This is a genomic window from Pseudomonas cerasi (genome assembly GCF_900074915.1).
Classification (GTDB): domain Bacteria; phylum Pseudomonadota; class Gammaproteobacteria; order Pseudomonadales; family Pseudomonadaceae; genus Aquipseudomonas; species Aquipseudomonas cerasi.
In genome coordinates this window covers 4330616-4345768 of the sequence record NZ_LT222319.1, presented here as the reverse complement: position 1 = coordinate 4345768, position 15153 = coordinate 4330616, and the positions used below count along the sequence as shown (strand labels likewise).

Sequence of the window (15153 nt, the reverse complement as noted above, 5' to 3'; positions counted from 1 at the left end):
TGACGACCTCAGTCGTCAAAATCTTCCCAGCCGCCCATTTCTTTCCAGCGATTGACGATGCCGCAGAACAGCTCGGCGGTCTTCTCGGTGTCGTAACGGGCCGAGTGCGCCTCGCGTCCGTCGAAGTCGATGCCGGCAGCCTGACAGGCCTTTGCCAGCACAGTCTGACCATAGGCCAGGCCGGCGAGGGTGGCGGTGTCGAAGCTGGAGAACGGGTGAAACGGGTTGCGCTTCATGTCCATCCGCGCGACGGCGGCATTGACGAAGCCGAGGTCGAAGCTGGCGTTGTGGCCTACCAGCACCGCACGTTTACAGCCATTGGCCTTGAGGGCCTTGCGCACGCCGCGGAAGATGTCGTTCATCGCGGTTTCTTCGCTGACGGCCATGCGCAGCGGGTGATCGAGCTTGATGCCGGTGAATTCCAGCGCCGCCGCTTCGATGTTGGCACCCTCGAACGGTTCTACGCGGAAGAAATAGGTGTGTTCCGGGAACACGAAGCCTTTTTCATCCATGCCGATCGTCACCGCAGCGATTTCCAGCAAGGCATCGGTGGCTGAATTGAAACCGCCGGTTTCTACGTCGACGACCACGGGCAGGTAGCCGCGAAAGCGCGCCGCCATCGGGTGACGGGAACCGCCGCCACCGCCGTGGCCTTCGTGTTCGTCGTCAAAATGATCTTCACTCACGCGTGTTCCTCCAGACGCCAGCGCAGCTTTTCACCAGCGCGCAGCGGGATAACAGTCAACTCGCCAAACGGCAGGCTGGCAGGGGCGGTCCACTCGTCACGCACCAGCGTGATGGTGTCCTGATTGGCGGGCAAGCCGTAGAACGCCGGACCGTGGAGGCTGGCGAAGCCTTCCAGCTTGTCCAGAGCGTTACGCTGCTCGAAAGCTTCGGCATACAACTCGATGGCTGCGTAGGCGGTGTAGCACCCGGCGCAACCGCAGGCGTTTTCCTTGGCATGCTGGGCATGCGGCGCCGAGTCGGTGCCCAGGAAGAACTTGCCGCTGCCGCTGGTGGCCGCGTCGAGCAAGGCCGTCTGATGCGTATTGCGCTTGAGGATCGGCAGGCAATAAAAGTGCGGACGAATCCCGCCGACCAGCATGTGGTTGCGGTTGTACAGCAGGTGATGCGCGGTGATGGTCGCCGCGACATTGGCTGAAGCCTCATTGACGAACTGCACCGCTTCACCGGTGGTGATGTGTTCGAACACCACTTTGAGGGTCGGGAAGCGCTCGACTACACGACGCAGGTGCTCATCGATGAAGACCTTCTCGCGATCGAACACGTCGATTTCGCCACGTGTCACTTCCCCGTGCACCAGCAACAGCATGCCGACTTCGGCCATGGCTTCGAGAGCAGGAAAGATCTTGTCGATGCCGGTGACACCGGAATCGGAGTTGGTGGTCGCGCCAGCCGGATACAGCTTGGCCGCATACACGAAACCACTGGCCTTGGCGGTGCGGATGTCGTCGGGCGTGGTCTGGTCGGTGAGGTACAGCACCATCAACGGCTCGAAGCGGCTGCTGGCCGGGCGTGCAGCCAGAATGCGCTGGCGATAGGCATCGGCTTGCTGCGCATTGCGCACCGGAGGCACGAGGTTGGGCATGATGATTGCGCGGCCAAAAGTTCGCGCTACGTCAGCAACGGTATGAGGCAAGACAGCTCCGTCACGGAGGTGAATATGCCAGTCGTCGGGACGCAGGAGGGTCAGGCGGTCAGACATTGGGGATTCCAGGCGGGTCAAACTCGCTGGGAATGCTACCGGAAAAGACTCTCTCAGGCATCCGCTATCAAGTTTTGCATGAAGTTACCGATAGCTCCCTTGTCAGTCGGTAATTTTCTGTTTCGCGTTCATTTCCAGTGGAGCCTCCCGTGCGCCAGCGATATTTAGCCCTGCTCAGCCTGTTTGCCAGCCTCCCGGCGATGGCTATCAGTTTCCAGACGCGTCTGGAGAGCATCGAGTGGAAGGTCGAAGGCGATCAGTTCGAGTGCCGTCTGACTCAACCGATCACCGACTTCGGTGCCGGTGAGTTCGTGCGCCGCGCGGGCGAGCAGGCGACGTTTCGCCTCAAGGCTTCGTACAACATGCTCGGTAACGGCTCCGCGACATTGCTGGCCGCTGCGGCACCGTGGCAACCGGGTCGCGGCGATATCAACCTGGGATCGGTGCGCGTCAGCAATGGCGACATTCCCTTCAATACCTCCCAAGCCCAGGCCGGACGTCTGATCAGCGGTCTGATGGACGGTCGCAGTCCGCTCATTCGCCACTACACGCGAGACGGCGGCCAGATGGAAGTGCGTCTGCTGCCGGTCAAGTTCAGCAAGGCATTCAGCGATTACCAGGCATGCACTGCCAAGCTGTTGCCGATGAACTTCGATCAGATCAAACAGGCCGAAGTGGGTTTCCCGGGCGGCGGTATCGAGCTGGATGCGCGTGCCAAAGCACGTCTGGACAACATGGTGGCTTATTTGAAGGCCGACCCGACCGTGAATCGTATCGAACTGGACGGCCATTCGGATAACAGTGGCAATCGCCTCACCAACCGTGACCTGTCCCGCCGTCGCGCGCTGGCGGTCATGGATTATTTCAAGGCTCAAGGCATACCCGAGCAGCAAATCACCCTGCGCTTTCATGGCGAGCGCTACCCGCTGGCGCCCAACACCAATGAAGCCAATCGTGCGCGCAACCGTCGGGTGAACGTGCACCTTGAGCGCGTCGCGCCCGATGAGCGCCCGGTGCCGGTTGCGTCTGCCAGCGCAGCACACACTTCTTAAGACCTGTAAAAGGCTCCTGCCAGACGTCGCCTTGTCGTCACAAGCTGTCGCGCCCCTGTAAATTTGCTGGTTTGAACGGTAGAATCAGCGGTTTTCCGTACAACCCGGTGGAGTGATGGCATGGCGGACGTAAACAAGGTAGTTCTCGCGTATTCCGGTGGCCTGGATACTTCGGTAATCCTCAAGTGGCTGCAAGATACGTACAACTGCGAAGTGGTGACCTTTACCGCTGACCTGGGTCAGGGTGAAGAAGTCGAGCCGGCACGCGCCAAGGCGCAGGCCATGGGCGTGAAAGAAATCTACATCGATGACCTGCGCGAAGAGTTCGTGCGTGATTTCGTCTTCCCGATGTTCCGTGCCAACACCGTCTATGAAGGCGAGTACCTGCTGGGTACCTCCATCGCCCGTCCGTTGATCGCCAAGCGTCTGATCGAGATCGCCAACGAAACCGGCGCTGACGCCATTTCCCACGGCGCGACCGGCAAGGGTAACGATCAGGTGCGTTTCGAGCTGGGTGCCTACGCGCTCAAGCCAGGCGTGAAGGTCATTGCTCCATGGCGCGAATGGGATCTGCTGTCGCGTGAAAAACTGATGGACTACGCCGAGAAGCACAACATTCCCATCGAGCGTCACGGCAAGAAGAAATCCCCGTACTCCATGGATGCCAACCTGCTGCACATTTCTTATGAAGGCGGCGTGCTGGAAGACACCTGGACCGAGCACGAAGAAGACATGTGGCGCTGGACCAAGTCCCCTGAGGACGCGCCAAACGTTGCGACCTACCTTGAGCTGACCTATCGCAATGGTGACATCGTTGCGCTGGATGGCGTCGAAATGACCCCGGCCACTGTGCTGGCGACCCTGAACCGCATCGGTGGCGAAAACGGTATCGGCCGTCTGGATATCGTTGAAAACCGTTATGTGGGCATGAAGTCCCGTGGCTGCTACGAGACGCCTGGTGGCACCATCATGCTGCGTGCTCACCGCGCCATCGAATCCATTACCCTGGACCGCGAAGTCGCCCACCTCAAGGACGAGCTCATGGCCAAATACGCCAGCCTGATCTACACAGGCTACTGGTGGAGCCCTGAGCGTCTGATGCTGCAGCAGATGATCGACGCGTCTCAGGTTCACGTGAACGGCGTTGTGCGTCTGAAATTGTACAAGGGCAATGTGATCGTCACCGGTCGCAAGTCGGATGATTCGCTGTTCGACGCCAACATTGCCACGTTTGAAGATGACGCAGGCGCCTACGATCAGGCCGATGCAGCGGGCTTCATCAAGCTCAACGCACTGCGCATGCGGATTGCAGCCAACAAGGGCCGCAAGCTGTTCTGATACCGCAAGTTGTTCGACACGTGCAGCCCGTACAGGGCTGCACTTCAAATACTATCGAAAGGGGCATTCCTTCCGGACGTCATGTAAAAAGACGTTTAGCCAGTGAAACCGGTGGTTGATATACAGGGTACATATACTATGCAAGATAGCAGCGTGTAGCCGACTGCAGAAATATCATGTGTCACGGGTATTCAGTCGTTGAATATCTTCTTACCGTTAGCGTCGAAAAAGTGCTTATTTGTTTTAGTGTTTTCCTACAACAGTTGTAGACGTTCAGGGCAGGGGATAACAGAGTTTTCCATCGGCTCCCTGAAAGGTATCGCACGCTGTCTCTTTTTTGCCTCGTTATTCAGCGCCAGTCGCTCTCCCGTCGCTGGCTGAACTCAAACCGGTACGCCTTGCCGATGCCGAGTACCTGGCGAAGGCTCAGATCGAGTATCCCGGCAATCTCGGACGCGGTGTAGCCCAATGCCGAGTAATGCATGGCGTGACCTGCAACGACGTCATCGATGTCCGTAACGTCATCAAGGGCCTCCCTGCGGGGGGTAAGCAAGGGCTGGCTGAGGTTAACGGTCACGCCATTTTCTGTCGCCAGGCGGCGCACATCCCTTTTACTCATTCGCAATGAATACTGTAACGCGGTAAAACCGGCACCCTTGGCCGCCAGGTATTTCAGTTGCTGCACTTTGCCCGCGTGTTCAAGTCCGTGTTCTACGGCAGGTTGTGTACGAGTGGATGAGGGGGCGGCTAATCCTGCGGCCTCTCCTTCGGGTATGACGGCTATGACGCCACCGCTGGCAACAAAGGCTTCCACTGCGGTGATGAGATCAGAGGCGGTGGGGGTGGAGGTGGGTGGCCGCGTACGAGCGTATTTAGTGTTCATGGTACATCCCTTTTTGAACATGGTTATACACAGGGCCCATTCAAAAGAGTTGCCAGGCGCCCCGAGAGTTTTCAGAAGGCAGCGATGCCGGATTGGTGATATACCCAGTGCCGGAATTAATCCGACCGCGCGATACATGGAGCCTGCTTAAACACATCGCATAGGCACGTGCGCAAGTACAGTGCGCAGCAACAGGGTTTCTTATAGTGGCGCGTGTTCAAGGGCAGTAAGTAATAAAGTTGCTGTTAAAAAAGTAACGACTGGTAATAAATTTTGCAAGGGAAAAATGGCAAGTTATAAGAATTGATCGAGCGGTTTTTATAATGTCTTACGAGTTGTTATGTCGCGTCTGCTAATCGTGTAGTCCGTTTCCTATTCGAAAGAATACGTTTGGCTTTGAAATGAAAAATGGCATTTGCTACGTGTCGAAAGAGCTACTTATGGTCTTGAATGATGTAGGGTTATGCTAGGGTGTACGTAAGATTTTGCGACAGTAAGAGAATGGAGCTTGTTGAGTAGAGGCATGTCAATGAGCAGTTCATAGAGGTATGGCACGTTGATGCCATGTGTTTGTTTGTAGGATTTTTCTTGCTGTTTTGTGAGGATTCTCCTTAAGGAAGGTCTGAAGTAGGCAGACTTTTTAACCCTCCCGTTGCTTCAAAGTTTCAAAAAACGTCGTTTCAATCGAAAATCAGACCTTTGCCTCGCCCAACTCCTCTTTTTTCTTCGGACAAGCGCTTTTTAGCGTCAATTGTCCACATTACAGGCGCACCTCTCCTGTATTCAGCAGTCGTTTTCGCATCATCCACAGATTGGACAGAGCAAATAGCGTGGTCTGCTGCGCAGTGTTTTTCAGCAGGCCTCGGAAGCGTACTTTCGTATAACCAAACTGGCGTTTGATCACTCGAAACGGATGCTCAACCTTGGCGCGCAGTTGAGCTTTCGCGTATTCGATTTTGCGACGCATGCGCCCGATCAGACTTTCCTTTGCATGCTTTTTATAACTGCTGGGCCGCGCTGCAATCGACCATATCATTTGGCGATTTTGATGCTCGGGACGCTTTTCGACACCGGTGTAGCCCGCGTCGCCAGAGACGTAAGTTTCTTCTCCGTGCAGTAACTGGTCGACCTGAGTTACGTCAGCTACATTCGCCGCCGTGCCCACCACGCTATGCACCAAACCGGATTCGGCATCGACACCGATGTGCGCTTTCATCCCGAAGAAATATTGATTTCCTTTCTTCGTCTGGTGCATTTCAGGGTCACGTTTTCCGTCCTCGTTCTTGGTCGAACTCGCCGCATGGATGATCGTTGCATCGACCACGGTGCCCTGGCGCAGCAACAAACCACGGTCGCCCAAATAGCCATTGATGACCTGCAAAATCCCACCGGCCAGCTCATGTTTCTCCAGCAGTCGGCGGAAATTGAGGATCGTGGTTTCGTCCGGAATCCGATCCAGGTGCAGTCCTGCAAACTGTCGCAGAATTGTGGTTTCGTAGAGCGATTCTTCCATGGCCGGATCGCTGTAGCCGAACCAGTTTTGCATCAGATGAACCCGCAACATCGCCATCAACGGATAGGCAGGGCGACCACCTTCGCCCTTTGGATAGTGTGGCTCGATCAGTTTGACCAAGCCATTCCAGGGCACGACCTGATCCATCTCGATCAGGAAGCGTTCACGGCGGGTTTGTTTGCGTTTGCCAGCGTATTCGGCGTCAGCGAAGGACATCTGCTTCATCGGGACTCAACCGTTCAGTGCTTGGGACTGGCGTATTTCACCAGATTTGGAAGTCTTTTTCAGAGTTTCCTTAAATAAATATTTGTACGAAATTTTGTAAATAATGTGTAATTTTTAAACCTTATTTACGTATTTAGTGTGTGGGGTGTGTCCAGTGGTCTTCGATCATAGGTGTGCAGGCTAGGGCATCCGCATGCAGAAACTTTTCAGTCACCCTGCTAAGGGGGCGTTATGGGCAGATGTCGCCTTCCACGCCGCAGATCGTTAGGAATAGGCTTTAACAGCAGATGTGCTCAATCGGGAACGCAGGGAACGACCTGTTTTTAAATGATTCAGCTAAAGGGAATTGGTTTTAAATTGCTGGCGATAAGCCATGTATCGGGTCGATTTGTGACGCTGATGCAGGAATGCTCTGGCGATACTGTTAACAGGTGCAACAGGGCCGCATTTTGAATGTAAGAGTTCGGCGATCGTCTGCTGTACGCATTTATCTACTGATGCTGCGATGCTTGTGCTGCAGTGATCAGCAACAAAATTCACCAGGTTCCGAAAAGGAAGGCTTTGTGAGAATTAATAAAAAATGTACGTTCCTGCCAAGTATTGTAGGAAGTTTCTGCTGTAATTGTAGGAATGGTCTTTGGCTGTCAGTCCACAAGGGTGAGCGCCATGCAAAGCAGTAAACGACTAAGTTATTGTGCTGGCTCTGAAAATTCGAATAGCGAAAAATGGACTGCCCATGAATAAAGTGCTGATCGTGGATGATCATCCCGTCATTCGCCTTGCTGTACGCATGCTGATGGAGCGTCATGGCTATGAGGTCATCGCGGAGACTGACAACGGTGTGGATGCGCTGCAACTGGCGCGTGAGCACCTCCCGGATATCGTCATTCTCGATATCGGTATCCCCAAGCTCGACGGGCTGGAGGTAATCGCCCGTCTGTCAGCCATGACGTTGCCATTCAAGGTTCTGATCCTCACCTCCCAGGCGCCGGGCCACTTCTCCATGCGCTGCATGCAGGCCGGGGCCGCCGGCTATGTCTGCAAGCAGCAGGATCTGACCGAGCTTCTCAGTGCCATCAAGGCGGTACTGTCAGGGTACAGCTACTTTCCCAACCAGGCGTTGCACACTGTTCGCTCCAGTATGGGCAACGCGAGTGAGTCGGATATGGTCGACCGGCTTTCCGGCAGGGAGATGATGGTTTTGCAGCAGTTGGCCCGAGGCAAGACCAACAAGGAAATTGCAGATGGCATGTTTTTGAGCAACAAGACCGTCAGTACCTACAAAACGCGTTTATTGCTCAAACTCAACGCGCATTCGCTGGTCGATCTGATCGAGCTTGCGCAGCGTAACGGGCTTGTCTGAGTAAGGAATTGTCTAAAAGGAGCTGTGGCTGATGCCCGGTTGTGCAGGTCGGCTATCGAGCCTTCATCTTTCGTAGTGATCACGTATTGAAGCCTCTTCTGCGAGAGGCTTCAAATGCCTTGATCGAGCAAGTCAGTGCGAGGTTTCAGGGCTGTCTAGAAATCGAAGTCGTAATCAGCCAACTGCTTCTGCAAACGCCGTTCTTCAAGCAGGTTGTCGATGGTGCGTCGTTTGCTCAGGTTGGTCTTCGCCGGCTCGACAGTCACTGGTTCTGTGTCGTCCGTGTCGACGGAGACAAGGTCGTCGTCTACGTCCAGTTGTTCGTTATCAGTGCTCATGAAGTCGACTCCAGGGCTTGGGCTCTCTGGCGCTTCTTATATCGACAATCCACAGGTGGGTAAAAAAGATTTTTTCAATCGACAAGGCAGCAATGAGCTGTCTGGCTCAATCGTCGGACGTTTTTGCCTTGTAATCGCATAGATCCTCTATACGGCAACTGCCGCACCGCGGTTTACGGGCCTGGCAAACGTAGCGCCCGTGCAGAATCAACCAGTGATGGGCGTCGAGCAGGTAGTTTTTCGGCACAAATTTCATCAGTTGCCTTTCCACTTCCACCACATTTTTCCCTGGCGCGATGCCTGTGCGGTTGCTGACGCGAAAGATATGCGTGTCTACCGCCATCGCGATCTGGCGGAAAGCGGTGTTGAGCACCACGTTAGCGGTTTTGCGCCCGACGCCCGGCAGCGCCTCGAGTGCTTCTCGGGTTTGCGGTACCTCGCCGTTGTGCAGCTCCACCAGCATGCGGCAGGTTTCAATCACGTTTTTGGCTTTGCTGTTGTAGAGGCCGATTGTCTTGATGTACTCGGAAAGCCCCTCTACACCCAGTTCGTAGATGGCCTGTGGTGTATTGGCGACCGGGTATAGCCTGGCAGTCGCCTTGTTGACGCTTACGTCGGTGGCCTGGGCGGAAAGGATGACGGCTATCAACAGTTCAAAAGGCGTGGTGTAGGCCAATTCGGTTTTCGGGTCCGGATTGTCCTCATGCAGCCTGCGAAAGATTTCCTGGCGTTTTGCGGCATTCATGAGCGGAGCTTTTCCTCGGAATCAGCCTGTGCGGGGGGTGGCAGAAGTGCTGCAAGTGTTTGCTCGGCAGCTTCGTATTCGCGCTGCAATTCCACAAGCCTGGCAGCCTGCTCCGCAATGGGAGGGTGACCAAACGCCTTGAGTGACTTGTTGAGCTGCGCGCGGCTCATGGCCAGCGCAATTCGGGCTTTTTTCACCGCTTCATCCGGTCCTGCAGGCTTGTCGTTGCGGGCGAGAGCGACGGCGGATTGAGGCAGCACACTACGAGCGGATTCAATGCGCTGTGACCGCGCAAGGCGCTCTGCCAGCCGCTTTTGCTGTTCACGGTGCAGGCGCGCATTTCGTGCTTCGAAACGCATCCGGGCATGGCTACGCTTGCGCTGCCGCGCCTCCTGCAGCTCGGCGGTAGGGGCCAGACCACCCACGATGGGCGTGACCGTGGCCAGTGGCAGCGGATGCATTTCAATGCAATCCACCGGGCACGGCGCAACGCACAGGTCACAACCTGTGCATTCGTCGATAATCACGGTGTGCATCAGCTTGGATGCGCCAAGAATGGCATCCACGGGGCAGGCCTGAATGCATTTGGTACAACCGATGCACTCTGCTTCGCGAATGAAGGCAACCTGCGCAGGTGCAGTGCCGCGTTGCATATCCAGTGTCAGGACCGGAACAGACAGCAGTTCGGCCAGCTGGACTATCGTTTCATCGCCGCCCGGTGGGCATTTGTTGATGGCTTCACCGCCAGCGATGCCTTCGGCGTAGGGCTTGCAGCCGGGATGGCCGCACTTGCCGCACTGAGTCTGCGGCAGAAGGGCGTCGATACTGCGGATCAGGTCCACGTCGGGAAGCAGGCGAATCAATTCAGTCATGGTCTTGCCAGGTGACCAACAGGTGTTCTGTCTATCGAGAGAGCAGCATTATCGGACAGATCAGGGAGCTTGCGAATGCGTAAAGGCCCGGTATCCGCCTGATGGCAGGATACCGGGCCCTGCGTCGTTTTTTACTTGATGCGCTGGCCTGGCTTGGCGCCACTGTCGGGGCTGAGCAGATAGATCTCCTCACCGCCGGGGCCTGCCGCCATCACCATGCCCTGCGAAATGCCGAAGCGCATTTTTCGCGGCTTGAGGTTGGCGATCATCATGGTCAGACGGCCTTCGAGTTCGGACGGGTTCGGGTAGGCGCTCTTGATGCCGGAAAAGACATTGCGCTGCTCGTCGCCGATGTCCAGGGTCAGGCGCAGCAACTTGTCGGCACCCTCCACGTGTTCGGCCTTGAGAATCAGTGCAACACGCAGATCGATGGCGGCAAAAGCGTCAAAGTCGATTTCCGCCGACAGTGGGTCTTTGGTGAGTTCGCCATTACCGGCAGGTGCGGTGTCCGCCGACGAGTCGGTAGCGGTCAGATCTTCCTTGGAGGCAGTGGCCATGGCCTCGACCTTGACCGGGTCGATACGGGTCATCAGTGCCGAGAACGGGTTGAGCTGATGATTGGCCAGCAAGGTCTTATGGTCTGCCCAGGTCAGTGGTTCGACATTGAGGAATTTTTCCGCATCGGCGGCCAGATTCGGCAGCACCGGCTTGAGGAAAATCACCAGCTGGCGGAACAGGTTGATGCCCAGCGCGCATACAGCCTGGACTTCATCCTGTTTGCCTTCCTGCTTGGCCAGCGCCCATGGCGCTTTTTCCGCGATGTAGGCATTGGCACGGTCCGCCAGGGCCATGGTCTCGCGCATGGCGCGGGCGAAGTCGCGGGCTTCGTAAGCGTCGGCAATGCTGGGTGCAGCCGCCAGAAACGCGTCGGTCAGTTCGGGCGCCGCATTGGCTTCGACCATCACGCCGGCGTTGCCCTTGTGAATGAACCCGGCGCAACGGCTGGCAATGTTGACGACCTTGCCGATCAGGTCGGAGTTGACCTTTTGCACGAAGTCTTCGAGGTTCAGGTCGAGGTCGTCGACGCCACGGCCCAGCTTCGACGCGTAGTAATAGCGCAGGTACTCGGGCGGCAGGTGGTCGAGGTAGGTGCGTGCCTTGATAAAGGTGCCGCGCGATTTCGACATCTTCTGACCATTGACGGTCAGGTAGCCGTGTACGTTGATGCCGGTCGGCGTGCGCAAGGCCGCACCTTCCAGCATGGCTGGCCAGAACAGCGCGTGGAAATTGACGATGTCCTTGCCGATGAAGTGATAGAGCTCAGTGGTCGCGCCCTTTCCCCAGTACGCATCGAAGTCCAGGTCCGGACGACGCGCGCACAGGTTCTTGAAGCTGGCCATGTAACCGATCGGCGCATCGAGCCACACGTAGAAGTATTTACCTGGCTCGTCGGGAATTTCAAAGCCGAAATAGGGCGCATCGCGGGAGATGTCCCACTGCTGCAGGCCACTGTCCAGCCATTCGGCGATCTTGTTGGCAACGGCGTCCTGCAGGGTGCCGCTGCGTGTCCAGCTCTTGAGCATGGCGTCGAACGCAGGCAGGTCGAAGAAGAAGTGCTTCGAGTCCTTGAGCACCGGCGTGGCACCGGAAATCGCCGACTTGGGGTCTTTCAGGTCCGTCGGGGCGTAGGTGGCGCCGCACTTTTCACAGTTGTCGCCGTACTGGTCTTCGGCCGCACATTTCGGGCAGGTGCCCTTGATGAAACGGTCGGCCAGGAACATTTTCTTTTCCGGGTCGAAGTACTGGGTAACCGAGCGCGTCGCGATATGACCCGCATCGCGCAGCCGCTTGTAGATCATGCTCGACAGCTCGCGGTTCTCGTCCGAGTGCGTCGAGTGGAAGTTATCGAAATCCACCAGGAAGTCGGCAAAGTCGGCGCTGTGTTCGGCCTTGACGTTGGCGATCAGTTGCTCTGGCGTGATGCCTTCCTTTTCGGCGCGCAGCATGATCGCCGAGCCATGGGCGTCGTCCGCGCAGACATAAATGCATTGATTGCCGCGGTGCTTCTGAAAACGCACCCACATGTCGGTCTGGATGTACTCGAGCATGTGGCCAAGGTGGATGGAACCATTGGCATAGGGCAGGGCGCTGGTAACGAGAATCTTGCGTGGCTCGGACATGGGGCTCGGCTACTTGAAGTGAAACGGAGACCGGCCACTATAAAGGTCTGAACGATTTTTTTCACCCGTGCGGTTGTGGGAATGCTCCTGAAAGGTGGGCCGCGGTTCAGTGAAATCATGTGGGCTGTTGGCAGAACAGGTACGATAGTCGGCTGTTTCAGTCAGTCTTTTTACGGAGTAAGCCCATGAGCGCAGTCAATCGCGCAGCGGTGGAGACGATTCTTCGCCAGTACACCGACCCCTATATGAATCAGGATCCGGTCACTGCCGGTTGCGTCCGGTCCATCGATATTCAGGGGGCACAGGTCAGCGTGCAACTCGAATTGGGCTATGCCGCCGACCTGTTCAGGAACGGCTGGGCGCAAGTATTGAAAACTGCCATCGAGAACCTTGAAGGCGTCAGTTCGGCCACGGTCGCCATCAGCAGCGTGATCGGCGCGCACAAGGCCCAGAGCCAGATCCCGGGGCTTGCCAATGTGAAAAACATTGTTGCCGTCGCGTCCGGCAAGGGCGGTGTCGGCAAGTCCACGACCGCCGCCAACCTGGCCTTGGCACTGTCTCGCGAGGGCGCACGTGTCGGCATTCTCGATGCCGATATCTATGGGCCTAGCCAAGGGGTGATGTTCGGTATTCCCGAAGGCACGCGGCCGAAGATCAAGGACCAGAAGTGGTTCGTGCCGGTCGAGGCGCATGGCATCGAGGTGATGTCGATGGCCTTTCTGACCGACGACAACACGCCGATGGTCTGGCGCGGACCGATGGTGTCGGGGGCGTTGCTGCAACTGGTCACGCAGACTGCCTGGAATGATCTGGATTATCTGGTTATCGACATGCCGCCCGGCACTGGTGATATCCAGTTGACGCTCGCGCAGAAAGTCCCGGTGGCGGGTGCCGTGATTGTTACCACGCCACAGGATCTGGCCCTGCTGGATGCGAAAAAGGGTGTCGAGATGTTCCGCAAGGTCAACATTCCGGTACTGGGCGTTGTGGAAAACATGGCGGTGCACATCTGCTCCAACTGCGGCCATGCCGAGCATCTGTTCGGTGAGGGTGGCGGCGAGAAGCTGGCGACGCAGTACGATGTCGAGCTGCTGGCGTCACTGCCGCTGTCGATGCTGATTCGCGAGCAGGCAGATGGCGGCAAGCCTACGGCGATTGCCGAGCCGGAGAGTCAGATTGCGATGGTGTATCAGGAGCTGGCACGTCATGTCGGCGCACGGATCGTGTTGCAGGAAGCTGCAAGTCCAGCCATGCCGACCATTTCGGTAAGCGAAGACTGATTGGATAGCGATGATCGGGCGGGGGAGGTGCTTTGCTTCTCTCGTCCCGGTCAGCTGTACAGCAGGTGCTCAGCCGGCGAGAGGTCAAAAGACGGGCAATAAAAAACCCCGCTTTTAAGGGCGGGGTTTTTAAGCGAATCAGTACAAGTTAGATAACTTGAACTTCTTCAGCTTGCATGCCTTTCTGACCGCGGGTAGCGATGAAAGAAACCTGTTGGCCTTCTTTCAGGCTTTTGAAGCCGTCGGATTGGATAGCTTTGAAGTGCACGAACAGGTCGTCACCGGATTGTGGAGTGATGAAGCCGAAGCCTTTTTCATCGTTGAACCACTTAACGGTACCAGTTTGGCGATTGGACATAGTATATCTCCTTGGACAAAGTTAACTGCGGCGTAGGAAGAGCCCTGGCCGAGACTGAGTGCAAAGAGCTGGAAAATTCATGGAGATGGTTGGATCGAAATTCAACATCGTGTAGAGATTCTCAGTGACACAAGCAACACAGTGACGCCACCTTAACCCTTTTTTCCGAACGTGCCAATGGTCTGTTGATGATTATTTCCATTCACAGCGAAACAGCCCGGCCAGTCACGCAAACTCGCGATCTGTTGCCTTTGAACCGTCGGCCTCAGCCCGGTAAGATGCCGGATATCTTTTTCACCTCGCTATTCAGGACACCGCCATGAGCATCAAATCGGACAAGTGGATTCGCCGCATGGCGCAGGAACATGGGATGATCGAGCCCTTCGTAGAGCGCCAGGTACGTGGCGAAGGCGCCGATCGGGTGATCTCTTTCGGGGTGTCCAGTTACGGCTACGACGTGCGTTGCGCCGACGAATTCAAGGTGTTCACCAACATCAATTCGGCCACGGTCGATCCGAAAAACTTCGATGAAAAAAGCTTCGTCGATATCAAGAGCGACGTGTGCATCATCCCTCCCAACTCGTTTGCGCTGGCGCGCACGGTGGAATATTTCCGTATTCCGCGTAACGTTCTGACGATCTGCCTGGGCAAGAGCACCTACGCGCGCTGCGGCATCATCGTCAATGTCACGCCGCTCGAGCCAGAGTGGGAAGGCCATGTAACGCTGGAGTTTTCCAACACCACGACACTGCCGGCCAAGATCTACGCCAACGAAGGCGTGGCGCAGATGCTGTTCCTGGAGTCCGATGAGGAGTGTGAAGTGTCCTACAAGGATCGGGGTGGCAAGTACCAGGGCCAGCGTGGCGTCACCCTGCCACGCACCTGATTTGCGCTTCAGGTGACTAGTGGAATTGAATTAATACTCTATTCCGCACTCTATCTGCTCACATGCTTTCGCATCATTCATTACGTGCGAAGGCCTTTGATCTGGAGTGCCCTATGAAGACTACTTTCAAAATCTCTGAACAGGTTCAATCTCCGCTTAACGAGATCGGGCTGCTCGCTTGGTCATTGATGGCTCATTCCGATCTCAGCCCGGAGCTGAACATGGTCGGTGGCGGGATCCCGGGCGATCCAGGCCCCGACACTCCGTTTCAGCCTACCGAGCCAGGCGGGCCTACTGTTCCGGACGAGCCGCCACCTGCACCTGTGGCCTGATTATCACAAGACTGCCTGCTGCTCTCGCGAGCAGTGGGCAGTTTTTTATAGGGCGACCGGCT

The 15153-nt window shown here is 56.4% G+C and carries 15 protein-coding genes; 6 read left to right on the top strand and 9 right to left on the bottom strand.

Annotated elements, in window-relative coordinates:
- Positions 1-8: 8 nt before the first annotated feature.
- Both rnt and pyrC read right to left on the bottom strand, forming a co-directional pair.
- Entirely contained in the window at positions 9-686 is a 678-nt protein-coding gene (gene rnt, locus PCPL58_RS21655) for a ribonuclease T (protein ID WP_003363600.1), read from the bottom strand.
- Positions 683-1726 carry a dihydroorotase gene (pyrC, locus tag PCPL58_RS21650; protein ID WP_065350413.1) on the bottom strand — a complete coding sequence of 348 codons (1044 nt, stop codon included), beginning with the start codon at positions 1724-1726 and terminating at the stop codon, positions 683-685. The genes rnt and pyrC overlap by 4 nt, the downstream gene beginning before the upstream one ends.
- 149 nt (positions 1727-1875) lie before the next feature.
- On the opposite strand from pyrC, the gene PCPL58_RS21645 reads away from it, so the two are divergent.
- Entirely contained in the window at positions 1876-2778 is a 903-nt protein-coding gene (locus PCPL58_RS21645; RefSeq protein WP_003363596.1) for a flagellar protein MotY, read from the top strand.
- A gap of 120 nt (positions 2779-2898) precedes the next feature.
- Complete coding sequence (locus PCPL58_RS21640) at positions 2899-4116, top strand: argininosuccinate synthase (RefSeq protein WP_003363593.1); 1218 nt, start codon at positions 2899-2901, stop codon at positions 4114-4116.
- A gap of 349 nt (positions 4117-4465) precedes the next feature.
- On the opposite strand, the gene PCPL58_RS21635 is transcribed toward PCPL58_RS21640, so the two are convergent.
- Together PCPL58_RS21635 and PCPL58_RS21630 are read right to left on the bottom strand one after the other, a co-directional pair.
- Entirely contained in the window at positions 4466-4999 is a 534-nt protein-coding gene (locus tag PCPL58_RS21635) for a hypothetical protein (protein WP_065351096.1), read from the bottom strand.
- A 760-nt stretch (positions 5000-5759) separates the two neighbouring features.
- Complete coding sequence (locus tag PCPL58_RS21630; protein WP_065348561.1) at positions 5760-6737, bottom strand: IS5 family transposase; 978 nt, start codon at positions 6735-6737, stop codon at positions 5760-5762.
- Positions 6738-7473: 736 nt separating this feature from the next.
- On the opposite strand from PCPL58_RS21630, the gene PCPL58_RS21625 reads away from it, so the two are divergent.
- Positions 7474-8100 (top strand): response regulator transcription factor, encoded by a 627-nt coding sequence (locus PCPL58_RS21625; RefSeq protein WP_002554843.1) that lies wholly within the window; start codon positions 7474-7476, stop codon positions 8098-8100.
- Positions 8101-8255: 155 nt separating this feature from the next.
- Here PCPL58_RS21625 and PCPL58_RS21620 read toward each other — a convergent pair whose 3' ends face one another.
- The 4 genes from PCPL58_RS21620 to metG form a co-directional block, all read right to left on the bottom strand.
- On the bottom strand, positions 8256-8438 hold the full coding sequence (locus PCPL58_RS21620; protein WP_003363588.1) for a PA3496 family putative envelope integrity protein: 183 nt from the start codon (positions 8436-8438) through the stop codon (positions 8256-8258).
- 106 nt (positions 8439-8544) lie between these two features.
- Positions 8545-9183 (bottom strand): endonuclease III, encoded by a 639-nt coding sequence (nth, locus tag PCPL58_RS21615; protein ID WP_003363585.1) that lies wholly within the window; start codon positions 9181-9183, stop codon positions 8545-8547.
- Positions 9180-10055 (bottom strand): electron transport complex subunit RsxB, encoded by an 876-nt coding sequence (rsxB, locus tag PCPL58_RS21610; RefSeq protein ID WP_003431233.1) that lies wholly within the window; start codon positions 10053-10055, stop codon positions 9180-9182. The genes nth and rsxB overlap by 4 nt, the downstream gene beginning before the upstream one ends.
- Positions 10056-10186: 131 nt before the next feature.
- Entirely contained in the window at positions 10187-12235 is a 2049-nt protein-coding gene (gene metG / locus PCPL58_RS21605) for a methionine--tRNA ligase (RefSeq protein WP_058397256.1), read from the bottom strand.
- A gap of 185 nt (positions 12236-12420) precedes the next feature.
- Here metG and apbC point away from each other — a divergent pair, with 185 nt between their 5' ends.
- A complete protein-coding gene (gene apbC, locus PCPL58_RS21600; protein ID WP_065350412.1) occupies positions 12421-13515 on the top strand; it encodes an iron-sulfur cluster carrier protein ApbC in 1095 nt (364 codons plus the stop codon).
- A 148-nt stretch (positions 13516-13663) separates the two neighbouring features.
- On the opposite strand, the gene PCPL58_RS21595 is transcribed toward apbC, so the two are convergent.
- Entirely contained in the window at positions 13664-13873 is a 210-nt protein-coding gene (locus tag PCPL58_RS21595) for a cold-shock protein (protein WP_002554837.1), read from the bottom strand.
- A 319-nt stretch (positions 13874-14192) separates the two neighbouring features.
- Between PCPL58_RS21595 and dcd the strand changes: the two genes are divergently transcribed.
- Both dcd and PCPL58_RS21585 read left to right on the top strand, forming a co-directional pair.
- Complete coding sequence (gene dcd / locus PCPL58_RS21590) at positions 14193-14759, top strand: dCTP deaminase (RefSeq protein WP_002554836.1); 567 nt, start codon at positions 14193-14195, stop codon at positions 14757-14759.
- A gap of 113 nt (positions 14760-14872) precedes the next feature.
- On the top strand, positions 14873-15091 hold the full coding sequence (locus tag PCPL58_RS21585) for a hypothetical protein (RefSeq protein WP_003363577.1): 219 nt from the start codon (positions 14873-14875) through the stop codon (positions 15089-15091).
- The last annotated feature ends 62 nt before the right edge of the window (positions 15092-15153 follow it).

What these genes read in the sequence shown, in the direction of transcription:
- pyrC (WP_065350413.1), bottom strand. Translation starts at nt 1,726, where the DNA reads ATGTCTGACCGCCTGACCCTCCTGCGTCCCGACGACTGGCATATTCAC.
- PCPL58_RS21640 (WP_003363593.1), top strand. Translation starts at nt 2,899, where the DNA reads ATGGCGGACGTAAACAAGGTAGTTCTCGCGTATTCCGGTGGCCTGGAT.
- PCPL58_RS21635 (WP_065351096.1), bottom strand. Translation starts at nt 4,999, where the DNA reads ATGAACACTAAATACGCTCGTACGCGGCCACCCACCTCCACCCCCACC.
- PCPL58_RS21630 (WP_065348561.1), bottom strand. Translation starts at nt 6,737, where the DNA reads ATGAAGCAGATGTCCTTCGCTGACGCCGAATACGCTGGCAAACGCAAA.
- PCPL58_RS21625 (WP_002554843.1), top strand. Translation starts at nt 7,474, where the DNA reads ATGAATAAAGTGCTGATCGTGGATGATCATCCCGTCATTCGCCTTGCT.
- PCPL58_RS21620 (WP_003363588.1), bottom strand. Translation starts at nt 8,438, where the DNA reads ATGAGCACTGATAACGAACAACTGGACGTAGACGACGACCTTGTCTCC.
- nth (WP_003363585.1), bottom strand. Translation starts at nt 9,183, where the DNA reads ATGAATGCCGCAAAACGCCAGGAAATCTTTCGCAGGCTGCATGAGGAC.
- rsxB (WP_003431233.1), bottom strand. Translation starts at nt 10,055, where the DNA reads ATGACTGAATTGATTCGCCTGCTTCCCGACGTGGACCTGATCCGCAGT.
- metG (WP_058397256.1), bottom strand. Translation starts at nt 12,235, where the DNA reads ATGTCCGAGCCACGCAAGATTCTCGTTACCAGCGCCCTGCCCTATGCC.
- apbC (WP_065350412.1), top strand. Translation starts at nt 12,421, where the DNA reads ATGAGCGCAGTCAATCGCGCAGCGGTGGAGACGATTCTTCGCCAGTAC.
- PCPL58_RS21595 (WP_002554837.1), bottom strand. Translation starts at nt 13,873, where the DNA reads ATGTCCAATCGCCAAACTGGTACCGTTAAGTGGTTCAACGATGAAAAA.
- dcd (WP_002554836.1), top strand. Translation starts at nt 14,193, where the DNA reads ATGAGCATCAAATCGGACAAGTGGATTCGCCGCATGGCGCAGGAACAT.
- PCPL58_RS21585 (WP_003363577.1), top strand. Translation starts at nt 14,873, where the DNA reads ATGAAGACTACTTTCAAAATCTCTGAACAGGTTCAATCTCCGCTTAAC.